The organism is Hamadaea tsunoensis DSM 44101 (genome assembly GCF_000428945.1).
GTDB classification, from domain to species: domain Bacteria; phylum Actinomycetota; class Actinomycetes; order Mycobacteriales; family Micromonosporaceae; genus Hamadaea; species Hamadaea tsunoensis.
Genome location: NZ_AUAX01000008.1, coordinates 345,693 through 363,122 on the forward strand (window position 1 = coordinate 345,693; position 17,430 = coordinate 363,122).

Genomic DNA, 17,430 nt, shown 5'->3' on the forward strand with positions numbered 1-17,430 from the left:
GGTATAAATCCGACATGGAATGGGCGCGGCGCCTCGCCTGGTTCGCCGCACGGTCGATCGAGCTGCTGCTCGCCGTCGGCGGACTCGCGTACACCCTGGTGGGCAGCGACAACGAGGGCGCGCAGGCGCTGTTTCTGGCCCTGTGGGTGTGCGTCGCGCTGCTCTATCTGCTGATCGGCGGCGCGATCGCCCGCCACCGGCGGCGGCCGGGCGCGCCGCGGCCCGAGCCGCGCATGGGCCGGCGGCTGAGCTTCTTCCTGTCGGCGGCGGCCAGCCTGACCGGCCTGGGCGCGGCGCTGGACGTGCTGTTCGAGCCGGGCGACAACGACCTGAGCGGGCTGGTCACGGCCCTGGGCGTGCTCGCGATGATCTCCGCCTGGCTGCTGCTGCACATCGGGTACGCGCGCTTCTACGCGACCTGGCCGGAGGACTTCGACTTCCCCGGCGGCGGGCCGCCCGGGCTGGTCGACTACCTGTACTTCTCGTTCACGGTGGCGGTGTCGTTCGCCGCCTCGGACGTCTCGGTACGCACGCGGCCGCTGCGCTGGCACGTCATGGTGCACAGCGTGGTCAGCTTCTTCTACAACGCGATCGTGCTGGCCGTGGCGGTCGGCGTGATCACGCAGAAGTGAGCGGCTTGCGGATCCTGGCCGCGGAGTAGCCGGCGAGCCAGCCGGGCAGATCGGCGCCGGGCATCGGGCGGGCGGTGAAGTAGCCCTGTGCCACCGTGCAGCCGACCTCCTGCAGCATCCGCCAGGTGTACTCGTTCTCGACGCCCTCCGCCACGGTACGCAGTCCGAGCGCCCGCGCCAGCTCCACCGTGGAGCGCACGATCGCGGCGTCGTCGCTGTTGCCGGCCATGCCGCCGACGAACGACCGGTCGATCTTGATCTCGGTGAGCGGCAGCTTGCGCAGGTGCTGCAGGGACGAGTAGCCGGTGCCGAAGTCGTCGAGCGCGACGGCCACCCCGAGGTCGGAGACGTGCGCGATGGTGGTCTGCGCCCGGGCGACGTCGCCCATCAGGGCGCTCTCGGTGATCTCCAGCTGGATCTGCTCCGGCGGTACGCGATGGTCGCGCAGCCGCCCGGCGAGCTGGGCGACCACGTCGGTGTTGTAGAGGTCGCGGGCGCTGACGTTGAGCGAGGCGCGCAGCGTCAGCCCGGCCGCCCGCCACCGCGCCACCTGCGCCACGACCTCGTCGATCACCCGCATCGTGAGCAGCTGCATGACGGTCGTGTGCTCGGCGACGTGCAGCAGGTCGGCGGTGCTGACCAGGCCCCGGGTCGGGTGCCGCCAGCGCAGCAGCGCCTCGACGCCGACCACCTTCTGCGTCGCGAGGTCCACCTGCGGCTGGTAGTGCAGGGCGACCTCGTCGCGGTCGCGTACCTCCAGGGCCCGGCGGAAGTCGCTGAGCAGGCTCAGTCGCTGCGGCCCGTTCTCGTCGGCCGTGGCCTCGTAGCCGACGGCCGCGTCCCCGCGCCGCTTGGCCTCGTACATGGCCACGTCGGCGTGGCGCATCAGGGTGGCGAAGTCGCCGCCCTGCTCGGGGTAGCAGGCGACGCCGATCGAGGCGGTGATGTCCACCAGCAGCCCGTCGAGGTGCATCGGCTCGTTCAGCGTGGCCAGCACCTGCGATGCGAACTGGTACGCCTGCTCGGGGCGGCTCAGGCCGGGGACGAGGATCGCGAACTCGTCGCCGCCGAGCCGGCCCACGACGCCGTCGGGTGGCTCGTGCCGGGCGAGCCGGTCGGCGACCGCGATCAGCAGCCGGTCGCCCACCTCGTGGCCGAGGGTGTCGTTGACGTGCTTGAACCGGTCGAGATCGAGCATCAGCAGGGCGACGGAGGACGCGGCCGCCTGGTCCGCCGGCACCGGCGCGTTGACCATGTCGGCGAAGCGGATCTGCAGCGTACGCCGGTTGGCCAGCCCGGTCAGCGGGTCCACCCGGGAGGCGAAGTCGCGTTCGGCCGACAGCCTCGCCATGCGCTGCACGGCGAAGATCGGGACCAGGATGAGCAGCACGAAGAACTGGTTCACGTGGGCGGAGACGGCCAGCACCGGGCTGAGCAGCACCAGCGACGCCTTGAACAGGGTCTGGTGCTTGAGCGGCTCGCCGACCCGCCGCCAGCGCGTACGCCCGAGGCGCAGCCGCGCGGTCAGCATGACCATCGCGGAGTAGACGGCGAGGAAGGCGCCGCCCGCGAGGGCGACGGTGAGCGCGTCCAGCAGCCGGTGCGACACCGCGACGGTGGTGAACGGGTGCGGATCGCCGAGGACGAGGACCGCGTACGCCGCGCCGAACGCGACCGCGTACTGGCCGATGACCAGGACGGTCTGGGCGGCGGTGTGCCGCAGCCGGGCGGCCACCAGCGCCACCGCGATCGCCTCGATCAGCAGCGCGGGCGCGACGCCCCAGCAGAGCAGTATCGCGAACGTGAAGCACAGCGTCGGGCAGCTCACCACCGTACTGCCCCGCGGATCGACCGCCACGAACGCCTGCACGGCGGCCAGCAGCGACAGCACTGTCATGATCCAGAAGGCGGGACGCCCCGCCGCGGTGTTCAGCTGATCGAGGTGGAACGCGATCAGCGCGACCCCCGTCAGGCCCGAGGCCACGACGAGCAGCCGCAATGACAGGGACCGCGCGGGCCACCATTCTCGCGGTAACGTGATCGCCACCGGTCACCTCCGCGTACGACCGGACCCCCCGTGAGGCCGCCGGCACAGTAGAGCGCAAAGACTAACCCAAGGTTCACACCCGGCATAAGTGCATAAATGCTGGAACAGACGGTTACGACGCCGTTCGTGGCTTGATGTCGGGTTCATCTTCGACCGAACGGCCCACCCGGCGGGACGCCCTCGCCCGCCAAGACACCTCTTGCCCGGACGGCATCGGTCAGCGACCATGTAACGCATCCCTCCCATCAAAGGAAGTGGCTCAATGCGCAATAGGGACATCCCACGTGGGATGACTGCGAGGCGAGTGCTCGGGGCGCTGGTCGCCGGGGCCCTCACCGCTGCCACCATGGCCGCGCCCGCCCACGCGGCCACCGCCGCCCACTCCGAGGTGCTGCTCTTCGACGGCGGCGGCTCCGAAGTGCTCAACGGCATCACGTACCACAGCTTCCGGATCCCGTCGCTGATCAGGACCAAGGCCGACACGCTCATCGCGTTCGCCGAGGGCCGCGCGTCCTCGAACGCGGACTACGGCAACATCAACCTCATCTACAAGCGATCGACCGACAACGGCGCGACCTGGGGCGCCCTGTCCGAGGTCGTCGGCTCCGGTCAGGGCACCTGGGGCAACCCGACCGCCGTGGTCGACCAGAACACCGGAAAGATCTTCCTCTTCCTCAGCTCCAACCCGGCCGGCTACAGCCAGTCCGGCGCCGCCGGAACCACCGCGATCAGCCAGTGGGGAGATCGGCGTACCTGGCTGTCCACCAGCACGGACGACGGCCTCACCTGGAGTACGCCGGTCGACATGACCGCCACCCTCACCCCGCACACCAAGGCGGACGGAGTGACGCCCTGGGCCTGGGACGCGGTCGGTCCCGGCGTCGGCATCCAGCTGACGTTCGGCGCGCACGCCGGCCGGCTCGTGATCCCGGCGATCGGCCGCGACATCTACAGCGACGACGACGGCGCGACCTGGCAGTACGAGCTGCTGAAGAAGGCCGACGGTACGCGTGTCGAGGGCACGAACGAGTCGATGATCCTCGAAGCCATGGACGGCACGCTCTACCGCAGCGACCGGCCCGACAACCCGACCGCCACCCAGCACTACCGGTGGGTCACGCGCGGGACGATCGAGGGTGGCTTCACTGACTATGTCGTTGATGGACACCTGCCGGACCCGATCTGCCAGGCGTCGCTGTTGCGGTACAACGCGAGCGCGCCCGCCCGGATGGAGTTCCTCAACTCGAACGCCACGGATACGCGTACGAAGATGGCGATCCGGATCAGCTACGACGACGGGCACACGTGGAAGTACTCGCGGCCGCTGTCGGACGCGCCGCTGCCCGCGTGGTCCGGGCTCGGCACCGGCACGGTCAAGGAAGGCGGCTACTCCAGCATGGCGAAGACGGCCGACTTCTTCACCGGGATGCTCGTGGAGGTCAATGAGGACACCGCGAGCAACTCGACCTCGCACCGGTCGATCGTCTTCCGGAAGGTGAACCTGCCGTGGATCCTCAACGGACAGACCGAATCTCCGTGATCTGTCCCACTCCAGGCAACCTTTCTTGACAGCTGTACGTGACGCTGTCATTATTCTCCGTGAAGTGGTCGGGCATGTTCCCCCGTGCGTGCCCGACCACTCTTCTTTTGCCCCGATCTTCGCGGGCACAGCGATCTTCCGCGAGCACGGCCGTCTTCCGCGGCGTGACGATCTTCCGCGGCATGGCGATCTTCCGCGGCACTGCGGTCTTCCGCGAGCTCGGCGCCACCTTCTACTCAGGACCGGCGGACATCCCGCGTACTGCCACGGGCATCGCCTAAGCTCGGCGGCATGGACGGTGCCGGTGCGGACGCCCCCGCCGAAGAGTTGCTGGGCCTGGTGGCCACCGGCGACCAGCGCGCGTTCGCCCGCCTCTACGACCAGGTGGCCGGGCGCGTCCTCGCCGTCGCGACCAGAGTGCTGCGCGACCGCGCCCAGGCCGAAGAGGTCACCCAGGAGGCGTTCGTCGAGGCATGGCGTACCGCCGCCCGGTTCGACCCGGCCCGGGGCAGCGCGCTCGCCTGGATCCTGACCATCACCCACCGCCGGGCGGTCGACCGCGTACGCGCCGAACAGGCCGGTACGCGCCGCGAACGAGCGGTCGCCGCGCCCGGACGGGAGTACGACGAGGTCGCCGAGGCGGTCGTGGCCGTGGACGAGCGCCGCCAGGTCCGCCGGTGCCTCGACGCGCTCAGCGGTGTCCAGCGCGAGGCGATCACCCTCGCGTACTGGGGCGGCCACACGTATCGGGAGGTCGCCGCGCAGCTCAACCTCGGGCTGCCGGCCGTGAAGTCCCGGATGCGCGACGGGCTGCTGCGACTGAAGGAGTGCCTGGCGGTGGCGCGATGAGTCACGAGCTGACCGCGGCGTACGCGCTCGACGCGGTGGACGACACCGAACGCCGGGAGATGGAAGCCCACCTCGCGACCTGCACGGACTGCGTCACCGAGATCGCCGAGATGCGCGAGACACTCGGGTTGTGGGCGGCCGCCGAGGTCGAGCCGGTCGAACCGCCGGCGTACCTGCGCCAGGCCGTGCTCGCCCGGATCGCCGAGACGAGCCAGTCCGCCGAGGTGTTCCGCACTCCCCTGCCCCGCCGCCGGTACGCGTACGCGGGAGCGGCCGCGGCCGCCGTGGTCGTGCTGGCGCTCGTCGGCGTCCTCATCGGACAGCAGGTACGCCTGCGCGACCAGCGCACCCGTGCGGACGACATCGCGGCCGTGCTCGCCGCGCCGGACGCGCAGCTGCACACCGCCCCGGCGACCGGTGGCGGCCAGGTCAACGTGGTGGTCTCGCCGTCGCTGTCGCGGGCGGTGGTGACCCTGCGCGACCTGCCCTCGGCTCCCGGCAAGTCCTACCAGATGTGGCTCGTACGCGACGGCGAGGCGGGCTCGGCCGGGGTGCTGGAAGGGACGTCGGCGGACGGCGTACAGCTGATTGACCATGTCATCGAGGCGACGGATTTCGGGCTGACGAAGGAGCCCGCCGGCGGATCGGCCGCACCGACACCGCCCATGCTGGTCGACATCAAGCTCTGACGGCGAAGGGCCGGCCCGCACCGGGGCCGGCCCTTCGATCGCTTGGCCTGTCTCCGAGGGACAAACCTGGGGTCAGGCGTTCTCGCGCGGGACCAGGGTGCCCGCCTGCTCCAGGACCGACGCGGGCAGCTGCGGCGCCGGCGGCAGGGCCAGCGGCTGACGGGCCTTCGTCACCAGGTCGACGACATTGCGGCTCAGCTGCTGCGAGCTGGCCGACATCGACTCCTGGGCGGTCACGATCGCGGTCACGACCTCGTTGCGCGCCTGCTGCCCGAAGCGTACGGCGTCCTCGATGCCCTTGGCCTGGGCGTCGATCGAGGCGGCCACCTCCATGATCGTCTCCGGGCGGATCGTCGGCGTCTGGATCAGCCGGGCGATCTGCGGCACGGCCGTCCCCGCCGCGCTCGCGTACGCGCTGAGCACCTCGTTGGCGCCGTCGGCCACCGCCTGCTGCATCTGGGCCGCCTGGTTGGCCTGCAACAGCAGACCCCACTGGGCGATCGTCAGCTTCATCGTCGGGATGGTCAGGTTCACCAGCAGCGCCAGCCGCTGGCCGAGGCCGTAGTTGAGCAGCCGGATGTTGCGTACCTGCGGCGAGGTGGACCAGGCGACGAACAGCCGCTGCTGGAACTCGTTGATCCGGACCTCGATCGCCTGGATGAACTCGGTGACGCGGGCGAGGCGCTCCTCCTTGTCGCGCTTGTCGACGTCGCCGGGGTTGATCGTGATCGAGCGGGCGTCGGCGACGGCGGCGTCGCGGATGAGCTCCATGACCGCGATGGCCCCGATCAGCTGCCCGATCGCGGCCTCGTTGGCCTTGTACAGCTCGTCGCAGAGCACCACGTTGCGCTTGAGCTGCTGCTGCTTTTCCACCAGCGTGCCGGCGATCCGGTCCAGCTGCTGCTCGACCGAGCGGGCCTCCTCGAAGAGCATCTCCACGAGGTCGCGGCCCTTGCGGAACAGCCCCTTGACCGAGTCCATGAACTTGTCGAAGGTCTCGCGTACCTTCGGGTCCTTGGGGTCGTACTTGTGCCGGAAGTCGCGCATGCGGTCGTTGATCTCGTGCATGATCGAGGTCAGCTCCGGGATCCGCACCGGGCCGACCTCCCGGAAGATCCGCTGGACCTGCGCGTTGACCCCGTCGATGGCGCTGGTGCCGAAGGTGGCCAGCGCGTCGGTGTTGGCCAGCATCTGCGGGTAGAGCTGCAGGGCGGCCTTCTCGGCCTGCTCGCGCTGGGCAGGCGTCAGCAGGTCGGCGCAGACCAGTGTCTTGGGCTCCGTCGAGCCGACGACGGAGCCGACGACGTTCGCGATGGCGCTGTCAGCGGTGCCGGCGGCGGGCTGCGCCGGACCGCCGACGATGCTGCCGAAGTCGATCTGGAGCTCGGTGGACGGCTGGGACATCAGTGACACTCCTTGGCGTCTTTCACACAGGCCAGCAGCGCGAGGGTGACCTCGGCGTTGGGCGGGGTCGTGGTGCGGATCTGCTCGGCGAGCTTCAGGTCGGGGAAGTCCTTGACGTCGTTGAGGCCGATCTGGACGCTCGACCGGAAGCCGTACTTGGTCCAGGCCAGCTTCTGGACGTCGGGGTCCTTCATCGCGTCGATGAACCGCCCGGCCGCCGCGTCGAGGGCGAGGATCGGGTGGTCGCTGTAGATCGTCGGGTCCGGGTAGAGCACGTTGACGCTCTTGAGCACGTCCTTGCTGCCCGTACCCAGCTGCACGACCTGCTGGATGAGCTGGTTCTCGTAGCCGGCGTACAGCGGCGCGTGGAACTCCGCGCCCTGGGTCAGCCACTGCCGGAAGCCCGAGTCCGAGCTGGCCGCCTGCAGGCCCTGCGCGTCGTAGAGGGCCCGGATCGTCGGCAGCGCCTTGCCGGCCTGCTCGCGGCTCGGCGCCTGGAACACGTCGGCGGTGGCGATGATGTTGAGTTCCAGCTGCGTCAGCGTGAACCCGCTGTTGGACCGGGCCGGGTCGGTCGACGAGACGCTCATCGGCCCGTGCAGGTCCGTCGCGCCGATCGAGTCCCACGTCTTGTGCGCGAGGATATAGTCCAGCAGCAGCTTCTTCATGTCCACGATGTAGTAGAGGCTGCCGCGCTGCTGGACGATGCCGGCCTTGGTGAGCGCGGCGGTGCCGGCCGGCCCGGCGTAGATCACCTCCGGCGACTGCAGCACCGTCTCGGCCCGGTACGCCGGGAACGCCCCCTTGTGCTGGGCCTCGAAGACGCCCTGAGCGCTGGCGCTGGACGGCCACAGGCAGTCCACCTTGCGGGACTTGAGGTCGTCGGTGGACAGTTGCACCTGGTCGTAGGAGCCCTGGGCGTTGAAGGTGACCGTCACGCCGTACTTGTCGTGCAGGATGCTCTTCACCTGCGCGTCGGCCATCAGCTCCGACTTCTCCGAGCCGCCGACGCAGTTCACGGTCACCTGGTCGGCCGCGGTGTTCCCGCCGTTTCCGGGCTTGGCGTCCTTGTTGCGGGTGAGCACGAGCGCGGCCACCACGCAGGCAACGAGGACGAGGACGAGCCCGATGAGGAACCGGGGACTCAATCTCACTGCGTACTCCTTGGCGGTTTTCCTAGGACCCGAGCTGCGGCAGCTTGGGCGGGGCGACGGTCTGGAGGTTGGCCTGGTACTGGGCGAGGTCGCCGGAGTTGACCAGGCGCAGGCTGTCCACGGTGAACTCGGCGAACCGCCCGAACGCCTCCTCGCCGCCCTGGAGCAGGGCGGCGGGGTCGGTGTAGAAGGCCGGGTTGCGCTGGATGTCGAGGTACTGGGTGAGTGCGCCGGACAGGCTGGTCAGGTGCGCGCCGAGCTGGCTGGCGTTCGAGTAGAGGCTGTTGGGCGAGCGCTGCTTGACCCGGTTGAGCAGTTCGGGGACGTAGTCGCAGGACTGCTGGAGCAGGTGCTTGGCGGTCGGCGAGAGGACGTCCTTGGCCTGCCGGCGGATCTCCCGAATGACCTTGAGGACGTCGTCCATCTTCTCCTCGGCGTCGGCCGCGTACGCGTCGTCGCTGATCTGGGCCGCGCGCCGGTCGTCGACCATGAGGTAGACGCCGACGGCGGCGAGTGCGGCGAGGACGGGCGACCACAGCACACTGCCCGTGACGAGGAAGACCCCGGCGAAGACGCCGACGGCGGCCAGGAGCGCCGCCGGCGTCGCGATGCGATGCCTCACTTGTAGCCCGCCGCCTGCCGCAGCGCGGCCACCATGTCGTTCTGCTGGACGAACGCGCCACCGGTCGCGCCGGAGATCTCCTTCAGCTGGCCGGGGTCGGCGTCGCTGCCGAAGGCGATGGAGATCACCGGTACGCCCAGCGCCTTCACGGCGTCGAGGCCGGCCGCGCGGTCGCCGGTGTCGGACATGCCGTCGGTCATCAGGATGATCAGCTTCTTGCGGGACGCGTCGGTGTCGGCGGCGAGCTTGGCCGCGGCGTCGGAGAGGCAGGCGTAGATGTTGGTGCCGCCGCCCGGCTTGTACGCGTTGATCTTCGTCGTGACGTCGTGCAGCCTGGCCGGATCGTTGCCGTCGACGACCCACGGGCCCTTGGTGATGCCGCTGTTGAAGACGGTGACCGTGGTCCGGTCCTGCGGGCCGGTCTGCAGGAAGTTCAGCGTGGCCTGATCCTGGTCGAACACCTGGTGCGCGGCCGCCTTGACGCCGTCCCAGCCCTGGTTGTCGCCCATCGAACCGCTGCCGTCCAGGCAGTAGTACGCGTTCACCGGCTTGCGGTAATGGGTCTGGTACCGGTCGAGCGCGGCGGTGATGACGGCCGCGGCCGGGTACTGGATGCCCTGCTCCTTGATGGTCGCCTGGATGCCCCAGCCCGGGTTGAACACCTTCGGGTCGGGGTTGTCCAGGGTCAGGCCGATGCTCGTGGCCGGCCGCCGGCCCAGGCCGAGCAGCTTGGCCTTCGCGTCGGCATCGGTGAGCAGGTAGTTCTGCAGGTCGTCGACGATCGCCCGCTTACCGGCGTCGGCGTCGGCGTGGTGCGGCAGGAAGCCGAGTGGCGCGTCGCTGATCGCGAGCGAGCCCCGCGGGTAGACCGCGTACAGCGGTTCCTTGCCGGCCGCCACGAGTTCCTGGTTCTTCTCGATGACCAGGTCCTCGTAGGTGAAGACAGTCTTGCAGGTGGCCGGACTGGCCAGGCACTGGTCCATCAGCGTCCCGGTCGAGGGGGGCGTGGCGTCCATCGCGCGGATGAACCGCGTGATGCCGTCGTCGACCTTCGCCGAGTCCAGCTGCGCCTGCGTCAGCGACTGCCCGGTGGTGTTGCCCGCGAAGTAGTTCATGAAGGCGAACAGCGCGGTCGCGCCGGAATTCGACTGCGTGGGGTTGGTCACCCAGACCTTCGTCCGTCCGGACTCGACGGCGGTGAGGATGTCGGAGATCTGCACGTCCTTCTTGCCGACGAAGCCGAGCCGGTCCATCTCGCTCTTCCAGCCGGCGTACACGATCGGCGTGAGGAACATCGGCTTGACGTCCTGCAGCGTGTTGGCGGTGTCCCCGATCTGCGAGAAGACGGAGCTCGCGAACCAGTACGCGTCGTAGTCGGTGTCACCGGACTTGAGCAGCCGCGCCTGGTCGACCGAGCCGAGCGTCTTGAACCGGCAGTCGTAGCCCTTGCTCTTGCACCACGGGCCGACCACGGTGTCCAGGATCTTCTGCTGCTCCGAACCGGCCACCAGGTTGAGCACCTTCGGATCGGCCACGTATCCGGATCGCCCGCTCTGCGGCTGGTCCTTGTCGTCCGATGTGCAGCCGGCCAGTGCCGTTACCGCCACCGCGGCCAACATGACGAGTGCGCGCACCCGCACGGTGCCCCTCCCAAGGGTCTCGACTCCCTACGGCCGGCGAAGCACCGGACCGCACGAACGATTCCCTTGGTATCAGGTCGTGACAAGGCAAAATAGAATGAACGCATAGTGAACGGCAGATGAATCGACGCTGCCGGATGAGGTGGTCCGGGGCCCGGGACGGATCCCGGGCCCCGTGATCGTCAGGCGCGGTCGAACTCCCCGGCCTTGGTGGCCGCGATGAACTCACGCCAGGCCGCGGCCCCGAAGACGATCGTGCCGTCGTCGGGCGCCTTCGAGTCGCGTACCGCGACGGCCTCGCCGAGGAACGCCACTTCGACGCAGTTGTCCCCGCTGGGACTGCTGCGCGAACTCTTACGCCACTGTGCTGACTGTGCGAGTGGATGCTGTACGGGCTTCATGTCCATCACCCCTGGCCCAGGCGCGGGCACGCCGACGTGCCCGCACATCACCCGCCATCTTTCCCCATCCGCGCGCCGGACATACCGGTTTCGCCCGCTCCGGCGAATCGAGTACACCCTCCGGAGGTCGCCTGAATTGACTACGTACGCGTACGCACCGGGGTCAGCCGAAGCGCCCGTGCACGTAATCGGAAGTTCGCTGGTCCCGCGGGGTGTTGAAGATCGCCTCGGTACGCCCGTGCTCCACGATCGCGCCCGGCGTACCCTGTTCGGCCAGGAAGAACGCGCACTGGTCGGAGACCCGGGCGGCCTGCTGCATGTTGTGCGTGACGATGATGATGGTCACCTCGTGCTTCAGCTCCCCGATCGTCTCCTCGATCCGCCGCGTCGAGGTCGGATCGAGCGCCGAGCACGGCTCGTCCATCAGCAGCACGCGCGGGCGTACGGCGAGGGCCCGGGCGATGCACAGCCGCTGCTGCTGGCCGCCGGACAGGGCGCCGCCGGGCTGGCGCAGCCGGTCGCGTACCTCGTTCCACAGGCCGGCCTTGGTCAGGCACTCCTCGACCAGTTCCTCCCGGTGGCCGCGGGAGGCGCGGCGGCCGGTGAGTTTCAGCCCGGCCGTCACGTTCTCCGCGATGGACATCGCCGGGAACGGGTTCGGCTTCTGGAACACCATGCCGATGTTGCGGCGCGCGTCGGTCAGCCGCCACTGCGCGTCGTAGATGTCCTGGCCGTCCAGGAGCACCTCGCCGGCGAGCGTCGCCTTGGGCACCAGTTCGTGCATGCGGTTGAGGATGCGCAGGAACGTGGACTTGCCACAGCCGGACGGCCCGATGAGCGCGGTCACGGCGCCGGCCGGCATGCTCAGCGTGACCTGGTCGAGGACCTGCCGGTCACCGAACCAGGCCGAGATGGACTGGGCGTGCAGGCCGCCCGCGACGGAGGTGTCGGGCACGGTAGTGCTCCCTTGTAGACGGTCGGTCATCAGGTCAGGTTGGGCAGCAGGAACGCCACATGGTCGGCCAGCGCTAGGCCCAGGGCCACCAGCAGCGGGCTCGCCGCCATCCAGGTCTGCCAGCGGCCCCAGCGCGCGCGTACCCAGACGGTCGCGGCGGACAGGATGAGCAGCACCTGCCCCAGCAGCACGGCCGTGATCCACTCGCTGGTGTCGGCCGCGAGCGGCTGCTCGGCCTCGGTGATCGCGCCCGGCCCGATCGGCCGGCTCGGCGAGGGCACCACCGGCGACTCCAGCGCCGCGTCCACCCGCAGCACCCCGCTCGGCGCGAGCGCCGAACCGTCCGCGGTCACCAGGGTCAGCCGGCCCGCTCCGGCGGCGAGCGGCGCGGGCTGCGGATCACCGGCCACGCGTACGCCGAGCACGCGGTAGACCTGCCGGCCCTGTCCGGTGACGACGGTGAACCGGTCGTCGCGGACGAGGGCGGCGATGTCGCTGAACGGGCCGCCGAACGCCGCCCGGCGTCCCATGATCACGCTCACCCCGGCCTGGCCGGGCAGCGGGGTGTCGCGGCGGTGCCCCGGACCCGAGGCCAGCACGCTGCCCGTGGTGCCCTCGAACACCACCTCGTTCAGGCCGATCTGCGGGATCTGCAGCACGGCGATCGGCGTACCGGCCGGCAGCAGCTTGCCGTCGCCGTCGGTCTGCCCCGTCGGGGCGGTCGCGTTGGCCAGTTCCTCGCGCAGCGTCGCGTAGGCGACGTGCTGGTCCCGCTCATGCCGGATCCCGCCGATCAACGCGAGGTCGGCGACGAAACCGAGCAGCAGCACGGCGAGGATCGTCAGCGACGCCCCCACCACGTTCGTACGCGTCACGACGGCTCGCTCTCCGGCCGCCGGCGGAAGTACAGCAGGCCGCCGACGACCGTCGCGACGACCGCGAAGATCACTACAGCGGCCAGGAGCCCGCCCTCGTCATGGGTGCTGCCCGAGCCGGCCAGGTCCACAGTGCCCGGTGAGGGCGGCGCGGCGAACGTCTGGGCCGGATCGCCCTCGGTCGCCGGCGGTGCCGAGAGGCTGGGCGACGGCTCCGGCGAGGGTCGCGTGCCGACGTACGAGTACTTGGTCGGGCTCGCGAATTTCAGCGTACCGGTGAAGTCGCCGAGGCTGGTGCCGAAGATCAGCTTCTGGATGCACGCCACCGTGATCGTGTACGTGCCGGTCAGCTTCACCGGCGGGTTCTGGTCCCCGGCGATGTTCTTGAACGTGTCGCTCAACGGGATGACCAGGCCGCCGGCGCTGGTCCGCTGGTACAGCGAGATCGGGCTGTTGTTGCGCACGACCGCACCCTCCGCGGGGAAACCGGGACCCTTCATCCGGGCGATGATGCTGTCGCCGCCCGGGCACGGTCCCGACGTCACGACCTGCGGAGGGCTGGTGTCGAGACCGTCGTAGGGCTGGACGAGCAGCGAACCCTTCGGCGGCGCGGCATCGGCCCGCGCCGACGGCAGCACACCGGTGCCGAGCAGCGCGACGGCCAGCAGAGCGGCGGCCGCGCCCACCTTCGCCACGTGGGCGCCCGGCTTCTTCGCGGTGCCGCCCGGCCGACCCTTCCGCGGCGCGCGTACGCGGGAGTAGATGATGAAGCCGACGACCAGCAGCACGACGACGGCGATGATGGCGAGCAGGGTCCACGGCACGGCCCAGAACGCGGCGCGGACGGTGGCCGGCGGCGCGGGCGGGTTCTTGTCGCCGACGATCGCGACCGGATCGAGGGTGACCGAGGCCGACGAGCGCAGGGCCGGGAGCACCTTGCTGATCGGGACCTGCACCGTGTACTCGTTGCCGGGCAGCAGTTCCGGCAGCGACTCGAAGCCGCTGCCGCGCAGCGTCGTGCCGAAGACGTTGCTCAGCCGCACCGCCTGCCGGCCGGCCAGCCGGACGTTGCCCTCGTTGCGGACGGTGTACTGCAGGTCCATCCGGCCGGTGCCGAACGGGTTGAGCGTGCCGTGGTACGTCGCCGACGCGTTCACGATGGTCAGCTTCGCCACGAGCGTGCCCGCCACTCGCAGGTAGACCCGCAGGCCGACGCGCTGCTCGACGTTCACGACGTTGCCCTTGGCGTCCGTGGCCCGGGTGGTGACGGACGCGACGATGCCGCCGGCGTGGTCGCCGGGCGTGGTGTCGGCCGGCACCGCGAGCTTGAACGGGATGATCACGGTCGCCTTCGCGGGCACCGTCACGGCGGTCTGCCCGAGTCCCACCCAGGCGCCCACGTCATGCGGTGTCTTGTCGGCCGGCAGCAGGTCGAAGCCGCCCGCGTTGGTGTTGAACGCGTCGGACGCGTACACCTTGAGGGTCACCGGCTGGTCGGCGTAGTTCAGCAGGCCCACGTAGTCGGTCACCATCGCGCCGGCGGTGGCGCTGTAGGTGAAGGCCGGCCGCGTGTCCACCTTCTTCGCCGTCGCGGTTTGGATGCCGAAGGTCAGGCGGCCGTCGCCGGCCCGGGCGAGAGCGCTGAGCCCGCCCGCCGCCGGAGGAAGGGCCGCGGGAACGGCGGCGGCGGCGGCCGGGGCGGCGGCGGCGCCGAACGCGGCCGGTGTCACGGCGCTCACCAGGAGCAGGCACGCGGTGGCGAACAGGCGCCGGCCGCGGTCGAAAGCAGTCATGGGTGCACCGTCCTGTGCGTTTCCCGGCCGCGCAGGGCGGGTAGCACATGCGCGTCGGGTCGAGGGATCCGTCAGGTTGGGGTTACTGGGTGTAGGTGCGGTGGGACGGGCTGGCCCCCGTCCCACCGCCGTGCTGTGGCCGGCTGTCCGACCACGGGTGATGTCGCTACCCGAACGTCAGATGACGGTCAGGGTCAGCGTCGCGGTGTAGGTGCCCGCGAGGGTGGAGGTGGGCGCGTTCAGGGTCAGCGCCGCACCAAGGTGCGACGTGCCCAGACCCGTGCCGACCGCCAGGGTGCGCGAAACCTTCAGGCCCGCGGCGGACGCGACGCCGGGCGCCACGCCGTTGCCGGCCGCGACGGAACCGCCCGCCGTGACCGTCTGAGCCGTCGCGTGGTCGACCACGCTCGGGACCCAGCCGAGGTTGGCGCCGTTGATCGAGTTGCCGCCGCTGACGAAGTCGGAGACCTGGCCCGAAACGGTCCAGCCGAAGTTGCCCGCCCGGGTGTCGGTGACCGTGACCGGCTTGAGCGCGCCGGAGGTCACGAACAGGTCGCCCGCGCTGTTCAGGGTCGGGTTGGCCAGGACGACCTGGCTGTCGTCGACGCTGATGACCAGGGCGCCCGCGTCCACCGTGGTGGTGATGGTCTCCGCGGTGGAGGCGCCCGTGAACGGGGTGACCTGGTAGTCGACCGCGGCCGACGCCGACGACGTGAAGTCCGTCGCGTCGGTCGGGACGAAGCTCGCCACCAGGGAGTGCGCGCCGAGCGCCAACGTGCTGATGGTCAGGGCCGCCGCGCCACCGGACACCGGAACGGTGCCGAGAGTGGTCGCGCCGTCCTTGAACTGCACCGAGCCCACCGCGTTCGACGGCGTCACCGTCGCGGTGAGGGCCACGTTGGAGTGCTCCGCCGCGGTGTTGGCCGGGCTGACGACCAGGGAGGTCGTCGTGCCGATCGCGGCACCCTTGTTGACGACGAACGACACGGCCGAGGACGTCGAGGTCTTGTAGGTACCCGAGTCCGGCGTGTAGACCGCTGTCAGGGAGTGCGTACCCTGGCCGAGGCCCGCCGTCGAGAAGGTCGCGACGCCGCCGGACACGGTACCCGTGCCGAGGACCGTCGCGCCGTCCTTGAACTGCACCGAGCCGGTGGCCGCCGCCGGAGCGACGGTCGCCGTCAGGGTCACGTTCGTCCCGGTGGTGACCGGGCTGACGGGGTTGGTGGTCAGGGTGGTGGTGGTGGCCGTGCCCGCCGGGTCGGTCGACTGGTACGCGGTGTTGTTCACGAACCAGATCGAGCCGGTGTAGTCACCGAAGTTGCTCGTACCGAAGTTGTTGATGCAACTGATGGTGATGTCGTACTTGCCGTTCAGAACGGCCGGCGGGCTCTGCAGGTTGGCGAAGGTCCGGAACACGTCGGAGACCGGCACCACGACGCCGCCGGCGCCGTTGGTGGACAGGTTCCCGATCGGCTGGTTCGGCGCGATGATCTCACCGGCGGCCGGGAAGCCGCTGCCGAAGATCCGGGTGATGACGTTGGTGGCACCGGCCGGGCAGGCCGCCGAAGCCTCGACGCTGGCGCGCGTGGCATCGGGGGTACCCGTCGCGGGGGTCACCGTCGCGGTTCCGACGGTGGCTGCCTGAGCGGCGGCCGGCGACAGGACGAGTCCCATCGCGGTCATGGCGACGACCACGACACCGGCCTTGAGGATCGACATCTTCACGATTTCTCTCCCTTAGCTGTGGTTGGTCGTGTCGCCACAGGTCGCCGTGGGGGCGAACCCGTACTGCTGGATGATGGTGCCCGACTGGCAGACCAGCGAGCCCGAGCCGACGAAGACCTGGTTGATCGTGGGATCGGTCACCTGGCTGGTCGGCACCACGTTGTACACGCTGCGCGTGACAGCCTGGTTGGGGTTCATCAGCAGCGGTCCGGTGCCGTTGATGACACCGAGGACCGAACGGCCGCGGATGTCGGTGAGCGTGCCCGAAGCCTGGGCCACCCACTGCGCGACGGAGATCGGAACGACGGACGAGTTGTTCAGCACGCGGCCGTCGTGCTCCTCGATGACCTGGTTGTTGGCGTCCTTGCCGTTGACGATGCAGGGGTAGACGCCGTTGTTGACGTCCGAGTCCGCGATGCCCACGGTGGTCTCCCAGAACGACCGGGTGCCCGAGCCGGCCTGCGGCAGGATCGGGGTGATGCCCGGGATCTGGCACTTGTAGATCGCCGTGAGATCCGCCAGCGTCAGCGACCGCGGTACGGAGCTGGAGCTGGTGATCGCGAACGTGACCGCATCCGTGGCGAACGGGATGTAGGTCAGGCTCGGGGACGAGGTCGCAACGTTGAGGCTGGACGAGCGGGAGAACTGGATGCACCCCGCCGTGGCGCTACCCGGCTGCAGCGACGCCAGAAGGGCGTTCCGGCCGGCCCCCGAGCCGTTCGGGCGAGCGATGCCCGAGCAGCCCGGCGACGTGGCCGGGTCCTTCGTGGTGATGGTGGCGCTGCCCGTCGCGTCGTACGAACCGAGCACCTTCGTGCCACCGATGGTGACCGAGTTGGCGATCGCGTTCATGACGCCCTGGGTGGTGTCGGAACCGACACCCGCCAGCTGACGGTAGGTCGGCGCACCCGACGGGTCCGCCTGGGCGGGTCCCGCCGCGAATACCGCGGCCAGGCAGACGCCCAGCGCGAGGATCGCGCCCGCACGTCTGTTGGTGTGGACGTTCACGGTGTTGTACCCTCCGTGTTGTTTGGTGTACCGGGTGACGGCTTCTCCCGCCGCTCTGCCGATAGGCGGGCGAGGCCGGTGGTGCCCAGCCGGCGG

15 protein-coding genes are annotated in these 17,430 nt (G+C 70.0%); 4 read left to right on the forward strand and 11 right to left on the reverse strand.

The annotated features are described in order from the left end of the window. Nucleotides 1-14 precede the first annotated feature (14 nt). Nucleotides 15-632 (forward strand): DUF1345 domain-containing protein, encoded by a 618-nt coding sequence (locus tag G401_RS52870; protein WP_027343566.1) that lies wholly within the window; start codon nucleotides 15-17, stop codon nucleotides 630-632. On the opposite strand, the gene G401_RS46455 is transcribed toward G401_RS52870, so the two are convergent. Next, the gene (locus G401_RS46455) at nucleotides 619-2,529 is read right to left on the reverse strand and encodes a putative bifunctional diguanylate cyclase/phosphodiesterase (RefSeq protein WP_064741791.1); all 1,911 of its coding nucleotides are present in this window, start codon (nucleotides 2,527-2,529) and stop codon (nucleotides 619-621) included. The genes G401_RS52870 and G401_RS46455 overlap by 14 nt on opposite strands. Nucleotides 2,530-2,968: 439 nt before the next feature. Here G401_RS46455 and G401_RS46460 point away from each other — a divergent pair, with 439 nt between their 5' ends. From G401_RS46460 to G401_RS0117750, 3 genes are all read left to right on the forward strand, one after another. After that, nucleotides 2,969-4,219 carry a sialidase family protein gene (locus G401_RS46460; protein WP_157545820.1) on the forward strand — a complete coding sequence of 417 codons (1,251 nt, stop codon included), beginning with the start codon at nucleotides 2,969-2,971 and terminating at the stop codon, nucleotides 4,217-4,219. Nucleotides 4,220-4,510: 291 nt separating this feature from the next. Then, complete coding sequence (gene sigK / locus G401_RS0117745; RefSeq protein ID WP_027343567.1) at nucleotides 4,511-5,068, forward strand: ECF RNA polymerase sigma factor SigK; 558 nt, start codon at nucleotides 4,511-4,513, stop codon at nucleotides 5,066-5,068. After that, on the forward strand, nucleotides 5,065-5,757 hold the full coding sequence (locus G401_RS0117750; protein WP_027343568.1) for an anti-sigma factor: 693 nt from the start codon (nucleotides 5,065-5,067) through the stop codon (nucleotides 5,755-5,757). The genes sigK and G401_RS0117750 overlap by 4 nt, the downstream gene beginning before the upstream one ends. A gap of 72 nt (nucleotides 5,758-5,829) precedes the next feature. Here G401_RS0117750 and G401_RS0117755 read toward each other — a convergent pair whose 3' ends face one another. The 10 genes from G401_RS0117755 to G401_RS0117800 all read right to left on the reverse strand — a co-directional run bounded on the left by G401_RS0117755 (nucleotide 5,830) and on the right by G401_RS0117800 (nucleotide 17,334). Beyond that, complete coding sequence (locus G401_RS0117755; protein WP_034591944.1) at nucleotides 5,830-7,161, reverse strand: toxic anion resistance protein; 1,332 nt, start codon at nucleotides 7,159-7,161, stop codon at nucleotides 5,830-5,832. Then, nucleotides 7,161-8,315 carry a hypothetical protein gene (locus tag G401_RS0117760; RefSeq protein ID WP_027343570.1) on the reverse strand — a complete coding sequence of 385 codons (1,155 nt, stop codon included), beginning with the start codon at nucleotides 8,313-8,315 and terminating at the stop codon, nucleotides 7,161-7,163. The genes G401_RS0117755 and G401_RS0117760 overlap by 1 nt, the downstream gene beginning before the upstream one ends. 22 nt (nucleotides 8,316-8,337) lie before the next feature. Beyond that, a complete protein-coding gene (locus G401_RS0117765; RefSeq protein WP_027343571.1) occupies nucleotides 8,338-8,937 on the reverse strand; it encodes a hypothetical protein in 600 nt (199 codons plus the stop codon). Then, nucleotides 8,934-10,544: a vWA domain-containing protein gene (locus G401_RS0117770; RefSeq protein WP_245601750.1), complete on the reverse strand. Its 1,611-nt coding sequence runs from the start codon at nucleotides 10,542-10,544 to the stop codon at nucleotides 8,934-8,936. The genes G401_RS0117765 and G401_RS0117770 overlap by 4 nt, the downstream gene beginning before the upstream one ends. A gap of 215 nt (nucleotides 10,545-10,759) precedes the next feature. Then, nucleotides 10,760-10,978 carry a DUF397 domain-containing protein gene (locus tag G401_RS0117775; protein WP_027343573.1) on the reverse strand — a complete coding sequence of 73 codons (219 nt, stop codon included), beginning with the start codon at nucleotides 10,976-10,978 and terminating at the stop codon, nucleotides 10,760-10,762. Between the two features lie 163 nt (nucleotides 10,979-11,141). Next, entirely contained in the window at nucleotides 11,142-11,933 is a 792-nt protein-coding gene (gene pstB, locus G401_RS0117780; protein WP_027343574.1) for a phosphate ABC transporter ATP-binding protein PstB, read from the reverse strand. Nucleotides 11,934-11,962: 29 nt separating this feature from the next. Next, nucleotides 11,963-12,808: a sortase domain-containing protein gene (locus G401_RS46465; RefSeq protein WP_051366781.1), complete on the reverse strand. Its 846-nt coding sequence runs from the start codon at nucleotides 12,806-12,808 to the stop codon at nucleotides 11,963-11,965. Beyond that, nucleotides 12,805-14,601 carry a WxL protein peptidoglycan domain-containing protein gene (locus G401_RS52875; RefSeq protein WP_051366782.1) on the reverse strand — a complete coding sequence of 599 codons (1,797 nt, stop codon included), beginning with the start codon at nucleotides 14,599-14,601 and terminating at the stop codon, nucleotides 12,805-12,807. Before G401_RS52875 ends, G401_RS46465 begins: the two co-directional genes overlap by 4 nt. A 177-nt stretch (nucleotides 14,602-14,778) precedes the next feature. After that, nucleotides 14,779-16,320, reverse strand: coding sequence for an Ig-like domain-containing protein (locus tag G401_RS0117795; RefSeq protein ID WP_245601754.1), 1,542 nt, complete (start codon nucleotides 16,318-16,320; stop codon nucleotides 14,779-14,781). A gap of 18 nt (nucleotides 16,321-16,338) precedes the next feature. Next, the gene (locus G401_RS0117800; protein ID WP_051366783.1) at nucleotides 16,339-17,334 is read right to left on the reverse strand and encodes a substrate-binding domain-containing protein; all 996 of its coding nucleotides are present in this window, start codon (nucleotides 17,332-17,334) and stop codon (nucleotides 16,339-16,341) included. Between the last annotated feature and the right edge of the window lie 96 nt (nucleotides 17,335-17,430).